Origin of the sequence: Mycobacterium sp., assembly GCF_044342925.1 — a bacterium.
Lineage (GTDB): Bacteria > Actinomycetota > Actinomycetes > Mycobacteriales > Mycobacteriaceae > Mycobacterium.
In genome coordinates, this window is the sequence record NZ_JBIIOV010000101.1 from 1 (window position 1) to 12,497 (window position 12,497).

At 69.7% G+C, this 12,497-nt stretch carries 14 protein-coding genes; 5 read left to right on the plus strand and 9 right to left on the minus strand.

From position 1 onward, the window contains the following. The coding region (locus ADBZ6I_RS11535) for an acyl-CoA dehydrogenase family protein (RefSeq protein WP_526383905.1) at positions 1-959 on the minus strand (959 nt) is incomplete at its 3' end. A gap of 89 nt (positions 960-1,048) precedes the next feature. Here ADBZ6I_RS11535 and ADBZ6I_RS11540 point away from each other — a divergent pair. Together ADBZ6I_RS11540 and ADBZ6I_RS11545 are read left to right on the plus strand one after the other, a co-directional pair. Beyond that, positions 1,049-1,834 carry an enoyl-CoA hydratase/isomerase family protein gene (locus ADBZ6I_RS11540; RefSeq protein WP_526383907.1) on the plus strand — a complete coding sequence of 262 codons (786 nt, stop codon included), beginning with the start codon at positions 1,049-1,051 and terminating at the stop codon, positions 1,832-1,834. A 65-nt stretch (positions 1,835-1,899) separates the two neighbouring features. Beyond that, entirely contained in the window at positions 1,900-3,264 is a 1,365-nt protein-coding gene (locus ADBZ6I_RS11545; RefSeq protein WP_526383927.1) for an HNH endonuclease signature motif containing protein, read from the plus strand. Here ADBZ6I_RS11545 and ADBZ6I_RS11550 read toward each other — a convergent pair. From ADBZ6I_RS11550 to ADBZ6I_RS11570, 5 genes are read right to left on the minus strand one after another with little or no spacing between them, the layout of a single operon-like run. Then, complete coding sequence (locus tag ADBZ6I_RS11550) at positions 3,233-4,312, minus strand: acyl-CoA dehydrogenase family protein (RefSeq protein ID WP_526383909.1); 1,080 nt, start codon at positions 4,310-4,312, stop codon at positions 3,233-3,235. The genes ADBZ6I_RS11545 and ADBZ6I_RS11550 overlap by 32 nt on opposite strands. A gap of 60 nt (positions 4,313-4,372) precedes the next feature. Then, entirely contained in the window at positions 4,373-5,536 is a 1,164-nt protein-coding gene (locus ADBZ6I_RS11555; protein WP_526383929.1) for an acyl-CoA dehydrogenase family protein, read from the minus strand. A 5-nt stretch (positions 5,537-5,541) separates the two neighbouring features. Next, on the minus strand, positions 5,542-6,402 hold the full coding sequence (locus ADBZ6I_RS11560; protein WP_526383911.1) for a PaaI family thioesterase: 861 nt from the start codon (positions 6,400-6,402) through the stop codon (positions 5,542-5,544). Next, positions 6,395-7,000 (minus strand): TetR/AcrR family transcriptional regulator, encoded by a 606-nt coding sequence (locus tag ADBZ6I_RS11565; RefSeq protein WP_526383913.1) that lies wholly within the window; start codon positions 6,998-7,000, stop codon positions 6,395-6,397. The genes ADBZ6I_RS11560 and ADBZ6I_RS11565 overlap by 8 nt, the downstream gene beginning before the upstream one ends. An 11-nt stretch (positions 7,001-7,011) precedes the next feature. After that, complete coding sequence (locus ADBZ6I_RS11570; protein ID WP_526383915.1) at positions 7,012-7,137, minus strand: hypothetical protein; 126 nt, start codon at positions 7,135-7,137, stop codon at positions 7,012-7,014. A 154-nt stretch (positions 7,138-7,291) separates the two neighbouring features. On the opposite strand from ADBZ6I_RS11570, the gene ADBZ6I_RS11575 reads away from it, so the two are divergent. Next, positions 7,292-7,753, plus strand: a complete 462-nt coding sequence (locus tag ADBZ6I_RS11575) for a MaoC family dehydratase (protein ID WP_526383917.1) — start codon at positions 7,292-7,294, stop codon at positions 7,751-7,753. 6 nt (positions 7,754-7,759) lie between these two features. Here ADBZ6I_RS11575 and ADBZ6I_RS11580 read toward each other — a convergent pair whose 3' ends face one another. Then, entirely contained in the window at positions 7,760-9,232 is a 1,473-nt protein-coding gene (locus tag ADBZ6I_RS11580; RefSeq protein WP_526383919.1) for an aldehyde dehydrogenase, read from the minus strand. A gap of 40 nt (positions 9,233-9,272) precedes the next feature. Further along, the gene (locus ADBZ6I_RS11585; protein WP_526383931.1) at positions 9,273-10,034 is read right to left on the minus strand and encodes a class I SAM-dependent methyltransferase; all 762 of its coding nucleotides are present in this window, start codon (positions 10,032-10,034) and stop codon (positions 9,273-9,275) included. A 142-nt stretch (positions 10,035-10,176) separates the two neighbouring features. On the opposite strand from ADBZ6I_RS11585, the gene ADBZ6I_RS11590 reads away from it, so the two are divergent. Together ADBZ6I_RS11590 and ADBZ6I_RS11595 are read left to right on the plus strand one after the other, a co-directional pair. Beyond that, entirely contained in the window at positions 10,177-11,346 is a 1,170-nt protein-coding gene (locus tag ADBZ6I_RS11590) for a glycosyltransferase family 4 protein (RefSeq protein WP_526383921.1), read from the plus strand. 29 nt (positions 11,347-11,375) lie between these two features. Beyond that, a complete protein-coding gene (locus ADBZ6I_RS11595) occupies positions 11,376-11,768 on the plus strand; it encodes a DUF5313 family protein (protein WP_526383923.1) in 393 nt (130 codons plus the stop codon). On the opposite strand, the gene ADBZ6I_RS11600 is transcribed toward ADBZ6I_RS11595, so the two are convergent. Beyond that, on the minus strand, positions 11,726-12,497 hold a 772-nt coding region (locus ADBZ6I_RS11600; protein WP_526383925.1), incomplete at its 5' end, for an MmpA family trehalose lipid delivery protein. The genes ADBZ6I_RS11595 and ADBZ6I_RS11600 overlap by 43 nt on opposite strands.

Here is a 12,497-nt window from a genome sequence, read left to right on the forward strand (position 1 = left end):
AGAGCAAGATCGACCAACCGGTCCGGTTCGCCCGCGTCGAACGACGCCGCAACGTGCCGGGCCGCCGAGAGTGCGGACTGCGCGTCGAGCAGCATGTCGACGCACAGGTGCTTGACGGCCTGGAAGCTGCCGATCGCCCGCCCGAACTGATACCGGGTGCGGGCGTAGTCGGTGGCCAGTTGCGTGACATGCAAGGCGCCGCCGGCCTGCTCGGCGATCAGCGCCACCGCCGCGTGATCCAGTGCCGTGTCGAGGGCTTTCGTGCCGCCGGAGCCGATCATGCGGCCCGGGGCGCCGGTCATGGTCAACCGGCCCAGTTTGCGGGTCTGGTCGATGGTGCTCAGCGGTGTGGCGGTCAAACCCGGAGCGTCGCGGTCCACCGCGAAAATGGCTGTTTCTGAGTCTGTTTGGGCCAGCACGTAGAATCGCTCGGCGGTGGCGGCGTCCAGCACGAACGTCTTCTCCCCGGTCAACGTCCAGCCGGTCCCGTCGGGGGTGGCGGTGGTGTCCGGGTGCTGCGGCGGTCGCGCCGAGCCGGCCTCGGCGAACGCAGGTGTGGCGATCATGTCGCCGGCGGCGATCCGGGGCAGCACCGCGGTGCACTCGGCCCGGTCGTCGAGGGCCAGCAGTAGATACGGCGTCAGGACGGCGGTCGACAGGAACGGCGCGCACAGCAGCGCTCGGCCCATCTGTTCGCTCACCACGGCGAGTTCGGCTGGTCCAGCACCGGATCCGCCGAACTCGTCGGGAATCACCAGCCCGAGCAGGCCCATCTCCGCCATCTCAGCCCACAGCCCGGTGTCGTAGCCGGCGTCCTCAGCCATCAGCCGGCGCACCGCGGACTCCGGTGAGCGTTTGGCCATCAGGTCTGCGACGGCGCCGCGCAAGTCGTCCTGTTCGGAGGTGAGTGCGGTGGACGCGGTGGACTCGGTGGATGACGCGTTCGACGACACTGTCATCACTCGACCATAGCCATCGCGCGCCGCAGGCTGGCGCAGTCCGCGTCAGACCTGCCCGTCATCATGCCGCCGGTGGTTACGATCCCCCCATGAGTGAGCACGAGGAACCAACGCAGAGTGATGTGGTCCTGACCGAGCAGCGTGGGCGGATCCTGATCATCACGATCAACCGTCCGGAGGCCAAGAACTCCATCAACGCCGCGGCGAGCCACGCTCTGGCCGCCGCGATGGACCAACTCGACGACGACCCTGCCCTGTCGGTGGGTGTGCTGACCGGTGCCGGCGGGACCTTCTGCGCGGGTATGGATCTCAAGGCGTTCGCCCGTGGCGAGAACGTCGTGGTGGAGGGGCGCGGGCTGGGGTTCACCGAGCGGCCGCCGGTCAAGCCGCTGATCGCTGCGGTCGAGGGCTATGCCCTGGCCGGCGGGACGGAATTGGCGTTGGCGACGGATCTCATTGTGGCGGCGTCGGATTCGGCGTTCGGCATCCCGGAGGTCAAACGTGGTCTGGTGGCCGCCGGCGGTGGATTGCTGCGGCTGCCGCAGCGCATCCCGTACGCGATCGCGATGGAGCTGGCGCTCACCGGCGACCCCCTGCCGGCCTCCCGTGCGCACGAACTGGGGCTGGTCAACATCCTCGCCGAGCCCGGCCATGCGTTGGAGGCGGCGCTGGAACTGGCTGAGCGGATCACCGCCAATGGGCCTCTGGCGGTGGCCGCGACCAAGCGGGTCATCGTCGAGTCCCGCGGCTGGAGCCCCGAGGATCAGTGGCGCGAGCAGTTGGCGATCATCATGCCGGTGTTCGGGTCCAAGGACGCCCGCGAGGGCGCGGTGGCGTTCGCCGAGAAGCGGGCGCCGAATTGGACTGGGACGTAGGGGTTATGCACAGTGCGCGGTTGATCCACAGCTTTCTTTTCTGTTGTCGACGGATGTCGTAGTGCCTGCGTAGGTTGTCGAACATGAGTTCGATTGCCGAGGCGTTGGAGACGCTCGACGCGGCGGTCGAGGCCCTGTGCGCTGAGGACTGGTCGGTTCTTGCGGTTCGGGGCCGGTTGGAGGGCCTGGACCGGTTGGAGAACGCGATTCGCCGGCAGCGGGCTTTGTCGCACTCGGTGATTCACGGGTTGGACGAGGACGCGGTCGGGGCCCCGGTGGCCGCGACGATCTCGGACGTGTTGCGGATCAGTCGTGCCGAGGCTCGCCGGCGTATCCGCGACGCGGCGCAACTCGAACCGCGCACCACGTTGGCCGGGCAGGCGGTGCCCCCGGAGTTGTCGGCCACCGCGGACGCCTGGCGCGGCGGCGTGCTGGACTCCGATCACCTGCGCGCCATCCAGGGCTTCATGCGGGAGTTACCCGGGCATGTGGCTCCGATGGAGGCGGTCAAGGCCGAGGCCTTCCTCGTCGAACAGGCGGCGCTGCTGCGACCGGACCAGTTGCAGATACTCGCCGGGCAGTTGGCGGTGCGGCTCAACCCCGATGGCCAGTTCTCCGATGCCGATCGCGCCCGCAAGCGCGGATTCACCTGGTGTGGCAGGCAGCGCTCGGACGGGATGAGCGTCGGCAGGTTGATCGCCACGCCGGAACTGCGGGCGATGCTCGATGCGTGGCTGGCGAAATTCGCGGCGCCGGGGATGTGTAATCCCGATGACCAAACCCCCACCGTGGCAGGCGAACCGAGTCATCAGGTAATCGACCGCGACGTGCGCGGCCATGCCCAACGCCAGCATGATGCCCTAGCCGCGCTGCTGCGCGGACAGCTGGGCGATCCGAAACTCGGACAGCACAACGGCTTACCGGTCACGGTGATCGTCACCGCAACGCTCGACCAGTTGCAGACCGCCAGCGGCGTCGCGGTCACTGCGGGTGGCTCGCTACTGCCCATGCGTGACGTCATCCGGATGGCGTCGCACGCCTACCACTACCTGTGCGTGTTCGACCGGCATACCGAACAAGCTCTCTACCTAGGGCGGACTCGTCGGATCGCCTCGGCCGACCAACGGATTGTGCTGCATTCAAAAGACCGTGGCTGCACCGCACCCGGTTGTGACAGGCCCGGCTACCTCTGCGAAGTCCACCACGTCGACGAGTGGACCGATGGCGGCCATACCAACATCGACCGGCTCACGTTCGCTTGTGGCGCTCACCACCGACTGATCAAACCCGGTGGCTGGACAACCCGAAAACACCAAGACGGCAGCACGCAATGGTTACCGCCGCCACACCTGCCGCTGGCCGGTGGCGCGAACACCTTCCACCACCCGGAGCGGATGCTCAGTCGCGACGATCCGCAGCGGCCCCGATGATGACGTCCCACGGGTCCGCGCCCGACAGGGCTAACCGGCCGAGCCGCTGTGCGTACTGCGCGGTGTCGCCGAACTCCTCGACCCAACCGCGGGCGCGCATGGTCACCAGCCATAACCGATGTTCGATCGTCACACCGATCGCGCCGTGCAGCTGATGGGCGGCGGTGACCACGGTCGGAACCACCTGACCCAGGGTGACCTTGGCGACCGTGACGGCGTAGTCGGTGCGCGGGTGAGCGAAGCCGAAATCCGCCGCCGCGGCCACGGCGAGATTCCCTGCGGCCCTGGCCCGTTCGACCTCGCCGGCCATGCCGGCCAGGGTGTGCTGAACGGCCTGGAAGGCGCTCAGCGGGCGGCCGAACTGCTGGCGTTCCCGGGTGTGCGCCACGGAGAACTCCACCGCGGCGTCCAGTGCGCCGATCATCTGCATGCAGCGCGCCCACGCGCCCCGGCGCATCAGTTCTCGTGTCGCGTCCGGGATCGCGGTGAACGCATCAGCTGGCTCGTCGATGGTGACGGTATCGCGCGGCTCGCCACCGGCGTTGTATCCCGTGGTGATCGACAGTGACTCCGGGTCGCGGGCCGCCACCAGCAGATGCTCGCCGTCGCGCAGCGCCAGTACCACGCGCGCCGGCGACGCATAGGGAACGCCGGGGATCGTCGACGTCACCCGGTCACCCGAGCGGACAGCGTCCCCGATCGCGACGGTCATCGGGCCGCTGTCCGGCACGTCGATGCCCGCCGTGGCGGCCAGCCACCCGGCCAGCACGTCGGTCTCGGCGACGGGCACCGTCACGGCGTGGCGGGCCAGCGAGCGCAGGACCACCGCGGCTTCCGCCGGGCCGCCACCGGAGTCGGTGCTGACCAACCGGGTCAGCCCGGCGTCCTCCAGATGCCGCCACGCGGAGGCGTCGAACGCATCGGGCAGGGCCCGGTGGCCGATGCGCGCGTCGAAGGAGCGTTCCCCGATCTCGCCGACGAGGTTACGTAGATCGGTGAGATCATCGGTGCCGGAGGCGAATACGCCGCCGCTGAGTGTGCTGCTCATCGCTGCCCTCGGCTCTTCGCGCAAGCGCTCATCGCTGCCCTCGGCTCTTCGCGCAAGCGCTCATCGCAACCCCATCCCGCGGGCCACCATGCCGCGCAGGACCTCATTGGTCCCGCCGCGCAGGGTGAACATCGGGGCGTGCACCTGTGCCACCTCCACCAGCGCCGCCACATGCGCGCGGCCGTCCGCGCCGGCGTCGACGTACGACAACAGGTCCGCGGCCAGATCGGCCGACTCCTGCTCGAACCGGGTACCGAGGTCCTTCACCAGCGCCGCCTCATTGACCGGTGCCTGGCCGTCGGCCAGTGCCCGGGCCACCGACACCGACAGCTGGCGCAGCGAGATCACCCGGGCCAGCAGCCCGCCCACCGCAGCGCAGGTGTACCGGTCGAGATCGCCGTGGGCGGCCAGCAGCCGCACCAGCGCGGTGAGCAACGGTGCGGTGGACAGAATCCGCTCCGGTCCGCTGCGCTCGAAGGACAGCTCCGCGGTGACCTGCCGCCAGCCGTCGCCGACCTCGCCGAGCAGGTTGGTGTCGTCGATGAACACCTCGTTGAAGGTGATCTCGTTGAAGTGGTGCTCGCCGGTCATCAGCACGATCGGGCTGATGTCGATGCCGGGGGAGTCGGTGGGCACGATGAACTGGCTGAAACCGGCGTGCCGTCGCTCCGGGTCGAACGGGCTCGTGCGGGCCAGCACCACGACCTGGTGGGACAGGTGCGCACCGCTGGTCCACACCTTTGTTCCGGACAGCACCCAACCACCGTCGGTGCGGGTGGCCTTGGCCATCGACGCCGCCAGGTCGGAGCCGGCCTGCGGTTCGCTCATGCCGATGGCCGAGAAATACCGTCCCGCAGCGATTCTCGGCAGAATCCGCTGCCGCTGCTCCTCGGTGCCGTAAGACAGCAGGCCGGGACCCACCTGGCGGTCGGCGATCCAATGCGCCGCGACGGGGGCGCCGCACGCCAGCAGTTCCTCGGTCACCACGTAGCGGTGCAGATGCCCCAGGCCCTGCCCGCCGTACTGCTTCGGAATGGTCAGGCCGAGGAACCCGGCGTCGCCCAGCCGGGCGCTGAACGCCTCGTCCCAGCTGGACAGCCACGCGTCGACGCGGGGCTGCCAGCCGAACTCGGCGCGGTCGGCGACCAGGAACTCCCTCAGCGACCCGCGCAGTGTGGCGAGCTCCGGCTCGTTGACGCACAAGTCCGCGAAGCCGTCAGCCACGGCACTCACCGGTAACCCGTGACACGGGCGATGACCGCCGTCTTGCCGTCGGCTCCGACGGCGGACGCATCGGCGACCGCGGACGTCCGGCCGATGCGCACCGCGGTTGCCTCATAGACGGATTGTGCCCCGGCGTCGCCGTCGGAGTGCGGCCGGGCGAAAAAGGGCCGTAGGAAGTTGACTCTGATCGACTCGGTCAGCAGCGGACGGTCCTGCTGGTGGTTGAACGCCGCCGCCGCGACGAGTTCCAGTCCGGCGCTGCTCACCCCGCCGTGAACGATGCCGATGAGGTTGTTCACAATCGGGTCGGGGCGCTGCAGGAGCCGGTAAGTGCCGCCGTGGGCCGGCAGCGGCTCGACGGCCATCAACTCAGCCAGGGTCGGGTGACCGTCGCGTAGCACCGGATCGTCACCGCGGCGGGCGGGGCCGTCCGGGCCGCCCGGCAGCGGCATGGTCCGCACGGTTCCGCCGCCGATCACCATGCCGCGATGGGTCAGCGTGCACAGCGACAGCAGGGTCGACCCGGCCTGCCCGACCGGCCGTGCGCTGGCCCGCACCGGATCATCCGGAGCGACCGCGAGCATCTCCAGCGCGCCGGGGCTGAGGTCCACCGTCAGCTCGCTGGAGACGGTCCACTGGTCCACACCGCGCCGGTAGAAGTTGACTCGGCCGCCGACGTCGTCAATCAGCACCGCCAACGCAGCGACCGACGGCAGGCCGGTCAGCGGGTTGTGCATGCCGGCGACCGGCATCTCGGCGACCACAGCGGAGCCCGTCTGCTCCAGCGTGGTGATGCCGAACCGGCGCACCACACTCAGCGGCGTCTCCGGGTCCAGGCCCACCACATTCCGCGCCCCGTTACCCACTGGCGGCGGGCACCTTCATCGTGGAAACGAATTCCTTTGCCCTGACGAGAAACTCAAGCTGGGCGGCCACGTCGTCGAGCGGCTCCATGCTGCGGGCCGCCCGGCACAGCACGACGGCGCCTTCCATCGCGGCGATGGACGTGTCGGCCAGTGCGGAGGCGTCGGGGGGCTCGAAGCCGTCCCGGATGTACGCCTGCTTGGTGGCGTCGCGCCACCGGCTGAAGATGTCGGCGGCCAGCGCGGCCAACTGCTGTTCGTCCTGCCCGGAGCCGATCGCCGCGGCCAGCACCGGGCAGCCCGCGGTGTAGTCGCTGGCGGTCAGGGCGTCGCGCCACATCTCGACGAACTGCCGCAACAGGGCCGTCCCGCCGGCTCCGGCCGCCGCGTCGATGGTGGCGGCGATCTCGTCGCCGGCGAACTGCAGCGCCTCGCGCAGGATCTGAGCGCGGCCGCCGGGGAAGTGGTGATACACCGATCCGCGGGGTGCGCCGCTGCGGGCCAGCACCGCGTCGATCGTCACGGCGGCGGTGCCGCCCTCACGCAGCAGCTCGGCGGCGCTGTGCAGCATCGCGGTCCGGGTTGATCCGCGGGCAGTCATGTCAGCGCCGATCAGGCTGCGTGGGACGGCCGCAGCCACTGCTCCAGCGGGCTGGCGCCGGGCCGCAGCAGGTGCCGCCGCTTGCGAGTCCATCTGCGGACCGTGAAGCCGGCGACCTTGAGTTCGACAACCCACATGGGAGCCTCCTGGCGTAACTATGGTTATCAACATAATCAGACCGGTCTGCTTCGGGGTAACACAGGCAACGCCAGCCGATTACAGGTCGGTGACGGTCGTGGATATGATCGATTTCATAGTTAATCCAGGCCGGAGCAGGGAAGGCAGGCAACCATGAAGGTGATCGGATCCGTCGACGCGGCGCAGGCCCTGGTCGGTCAGGAACTCGGCGTCAGCGAGTGGCTGACCATCGACCAGCAGCGGGTCAACGACTTCGCCGACGTCACCGGCGACCACCAGTGGATCCATGTCGACGTCGGACGCGCCAAGGCCGAGAGCCCCTTCAAGACCCCCATCGCGCACGGGTTCCTGACCCTGTCGCTGATCCCGGTGCTGAGCAAGGACACCTTCCGGCTGGAGAACGCCAAGCTGGCCATCAACTACGGGCTGAACAAGGTCCGCTTCCTGACCCCGGTGCCGGTGGACAGCCGGGTCCGGAGCCGTGTGGAACTCATCGATGTCGCGACCAAGCCGGGCACCGGTTCGGCCGACTTGACGGTGAAGCACACCATCGAGATCGAGGGCATCGAGAAGCCCGCCGCCGTCGCCGAGATGATCGTCCGCGCGGTCTTCTAACCGCCCCTAAATCGCAGGCGTGTAGCCGAACGGCAGCAGCACGCTCTTGTGCTCGACGTACTCGCCGATACCTTCCGGCCCGTTCTCCCGGCCGATACCGGAGTTCTTGTACCCGCCGAACGGCGCGCCAGGGTCGAAGGCGTACATGTTCACCGCGTAGGTGCCAGTGCGGATCCGTGAGGCGATCTCAATCGCCCTGTCGTAGTTGGTCGTCCACACACTGCCGGCCAGGCCGTACACCGAGTCGTTGGCGATGCGCACCGCGTCGTCGGTGTCCTCGTAGGCGATGATCGAGAGCACCGGCCCGAAGATCTCCTCCTGGGCGATCGTCATGGAGTTGTCGACGTCGGCGAACACCGTCGGCTGCACGAAGTAGCCGCCGTCGAGGCCCTCGGGCCGGCCGCCGCCGGTGACCAGTCGAGCGCCTTCCTCCTGGCCCTTCTTGATGTAGCCCTCGACCCGCTCGCGTTGCTTCTCGGTGATCAGCGGTCCGATGAAGGCACCGGGTGAATCGGGCAGGCCCACCGGCATTGCGGCCACCGCCGCGCCGACCTTCGACACGACCTCGTCGTAGCGGGAACGCGGCGCGAGGATTCGGGTCTGTGCCACGCAGGCCTGCCCGGTGTTCATCAGGCCGGCGAATAGCAGCATCGGCAGGCTGGAGTCCAGGTCCGCGTCTTCGAGAATGATCGCCGCGGACTTGCCGCCGAGTTCCAGCGTGCACGGCTTGAGCTTGTCGGCCGCCAGCTTGCCGACCTCCTTGCCCACCGCGGAACTGCCCGTGAAGGTGTACTTGTCCACCAGCGGATTGGCGGTCAGTGCGCGACCGGTCTCCGCCCCGCCGGGCACCACCGACAGCACGCCCTCGGGTAGCCCCGCTTCGGCGAACACCTCGGCCAGCGCGTTGACGGTCAGCGGGGTTTCCGCGGCCGGCTTGAGGACCACCGTGCAACCGGCCAGCAGTGCGGGGCCCAGCTTGTTGCAGGCCAGGAACATCGGCACATTCCAGGCCGCCACCGCGCCGACCACGCCGATCGGTTCGCGCAGCACCAGGGTCTGGCCGTAGATGCCGTCGCGGATGTCCTTCCAGGTGAACTTGTCGGCGGCGGTGGCGTAGTACTGCAGACCGGACAGCGCGGCCCCGTACTGCATCATGTCGACGATGAGCTGCGGTTGACCGGTCTCGGCCTTGAGCAGGAACTTGAACTCGTCGGCGCGGTCCTCGATCAGCTTGACGGCGCTGGCGATGACGGCCTGACGTTCCTGCGGGGTCATCCGCGGCCACGGGCCTTCGTCGAAGGCCTTTCGGGCCGCCGCGCAGGCCGCGTCGACATCGGCGGCCGCGGCCAACGGCACCTTCCCGACGTACTGGCCGGTGGCCGGGGAGTGCACCTCGATGACGTCGCTGGTGGACGGTTCGACCCACTTACCGCCGATGAAGAGCTTGTCGAATTCGGTCCGGTATGCGGTCTGTGTCATGTGGGTCACAGTACCCATCGCGGGACACCGAGAACAGGTGTCAGGTTGGCTGCAGCACCAAGACCAGATTGCTCACCAGGAACTCCCGCACACCCGGCACCCGGGTCAGCCACCACGCCCATCGCGGGTGGTAGCGGGGGAATGCGGCCACCAGCGCGCCGGTGTCGGCTGCCCAGCGCAGCCCGTCGGCGACGGAGACGTCGAATAACGACGACCCGTAGTGATTCTTCGGCGGATGCCCGTGCCGCCGGGTGTAGCGCGCCGCCGCGCGCGCTCCACCCAGGTAGTGCCACATGCCGGTCTCGTGCCCGCCGAACGGCCCCAGCCAGACGGTGTAGGACAGGATCGCCAAGCCACCAGGGCGGGTGACCCGCAGCATCTCCTCGCCGAGGCGCCAGGGCTGCGCCACATGCTCGGCGACGTTGGACGACAGGCAGACATCCACGCTGCTGTCGGCGAACGGCAAGGCCAGCCCGGAGGCCCGCACGAAGGTGCCGGGTCCGCCGCTGACGGGCTGCTCGGCGGCGTGCATCTCCCGCGGGTCCGGCTCGACGCCGACGTAACGCCAGCCGGCATCGGTGAATGCGGTCGCGAAATAGCCAGGGCCCCCGCCGATATCCAGGACGGTGCCGCCGCGCGGCCCCCCGTTGAGCCCCGTCCACAGGTCGCTGACCATTGCTGCGGTGTCCTCGGCCAGGGCGCCGTAGAACCGGGCCGGGTCGCTCTGCTCGTACCGGAACTCACCGAGCAGCCGCGTGGACCGGGCCAGCGTCGCCCGGCGGGCGAACAGACGGGTAGTCATTCCCGGGTCGCTGCGCTCCTGCCCTCCGGGGATCATTCCCGGGTCGCTGCGCTCCTGCCCTCCGGGGATCATTCCCGGGTCGCTGCGCTCCTGCCCTCCGGTCCCGGCCACCCGCTCACCCTAGGGCGATACGCTGGCGGGGATGTCCACGCCAAGCCCCGTCCGCTCCGTGCTGATGCTGTGCTGGCGCGACACCGGCCACCCCCAGGGTGGCGGCAGCGAGACCTACCTGCAGCGCATCGGCGCGCAGCTGGCCCAGTCCGGCGTCGACGTCACCCTGCGCACCGCGCGCTACGACGGCGCCGCCCGTCGCGACGTCATCGACGGGGTGCGCATCAGCCGCGCCGGCGGCCGCTACACGGTCTACATCCGGGCCGGCCTGGCCATGGTGGCCTCCCGGGTCGGCTTGGGGCCGCTGCGCGGAATCCGTCCCGACGTGGTGATCGACAGCCAGAACGGCCTGCCGTTCCTGGCCCGGCTGGCGTTCGGCCGCCGGGTGGTGCTGCTGGTGCACCATTGTCACCGCGAGCAGTGGCCGGTGGCCGGCCGGGTTCTCGGCCGGGTCGGCTGGTTCGTGGAGTCGCGACTGTCGCCCCGGCTGCACCGACACAACCAGTACGTGACGGTGTCACTGCCCTCGGTCCGCGACCTCGCCGATCTCGGGGTGGACATCCACCGGCTCGCGGTGGTGCGCAACGGTCTCGACGAGCTGCCGGCCCGCACGCCCGCGGGCGGGCGGTCGGCGACCCCACGGGTGGTGGTGCTGTCCCGGCTGGTTCCACACAAGCAGATCGAGGACGCCCTGGACGCGGTCGCCGTGCTGCGCACCCGGATTCCGGACCTGCATCTCGACGTCGTCGGCGGCGGCTGGTGGCAGGACCGGCTGCTGGAACACGCCCAGCGCCTGGGCATCGCCGAGGCGGTCACCTTCCACGGCCACGTGGACGAAGCCACCAAACATGCTGTGGTGCAACGGTCCTGGGTGCATGTGCTGCCGTCCCGCAAGGAGGGCTGGGCGTTGGCCGTGGTCGAGGCCGCCCAGCACGCGGTGCCGACCGTCGGGTACCGCTCCTCGGGCGGGTTGACCGACTCCGTTGTCGACGGGGTCACCGGCCTGCTGGTCGACGACCGCGACGACATGGTCGACCGGATCGAGGAACTTCTGGGCGACGCCGTGCTGCGCGAGGAGATGGGCGCCAAGGCCGAGGCCCGCAGCCGGGAGTTCTCCTGGCCGCAGAGCGCGGCGGCGATGCGGACGGTCCTGGAGACCGTGCACGACGGACGACGGGTGAGCGGAGTGATCCAGCCATGAGCGCAGCGCAGCGAAGCGATGATCCAGCCATGAGCGCTGCACGGCCAAATCTGATGCAATACATCGGCTACTGCGCCGGCAAGGTGCTGCCGCCGGAGATGGACGACTGGGTGCGCCACGACCTCACCGGGCCCGGCGCCTGGACCCGCACCCTGATCAGGGTGAGCATTCCGGCCGTGCTGATCGTCGCGCCGCTATGGCTCATCCCCGCCTCAGTCGGCATGCACCTGGCCATGTCGACGCTGCTGCTGATCCCGTTCGTCTACTTCGCCCATGCGCTGGACAAGATCTGGCGCGCCCACCGGTTGCGGCAGCACGGACTGGATCCCGGTCTGGTCGACCAACGGGCCCGCAACCGCGACGCGCAGATGCGGGAGGATTACGAGCGCCGCCACGGCCGCGGGGACGACGAAGCGGCCTGAGCCGCAAGCAGCACCGCACTGCCGATCAGCATTCCGGCCCACAGCAGATGGGCGATCAACACCAGGCTCCGGTTGCCCAGTGCCGCAGTCTTTTCCGGGCCGCTGAGTCGATAGAGCGCGATATCGTCGTCGGTGTACGCCGGCGTCAGCGCCGCCAGGGCTTGCTCGGCGGCGCCCATCGTGCCGGGCGTCCCGCGTTCCACCACCAGCCAGCTGGCCCCGAGGGTCCGTGGATCGGTGCCGGCGAGCAGTTGGCGCTCCACCCCACGGGCCCGGCTGCCCTCACCCGCCACGATCTGTCCGGCGACCTGAAGGTCCCCGGTGGTCAGCACCTCGGCCCGCAGCCACCGCGGCAGCGGGTCCAGCACCGGGGCGCTGCCCGACCAGGCGAACTGGCGCATCGTGCCGGCGGGCAGCACCGCGACGGTGCCCGGTTCGGCGTTGATCATCCCCGCCACCTGCGTCCAGCCGGGCGGATAGTGCACCGGGCGCAGCCGGCCGCCGACGCCCCACACCAGGTCGGGCAGCGCCACCAGCAGTACGGCGCAACACAGCAGCGCCGCAACGCCGGCGCGTATCCGGTGCCGCAGCAGCAGCACCGCTCCCGCCCCGGCGAGGGCGTACCCCGGCATCGCCAGCGCCACCCACTTCTGCCCGTCGCGCAGCACCGCCAGTCCGGGCACGGCGTCGACCGCGGTGCGCAACAACGTCATTCCTGGCCCGGTGGCC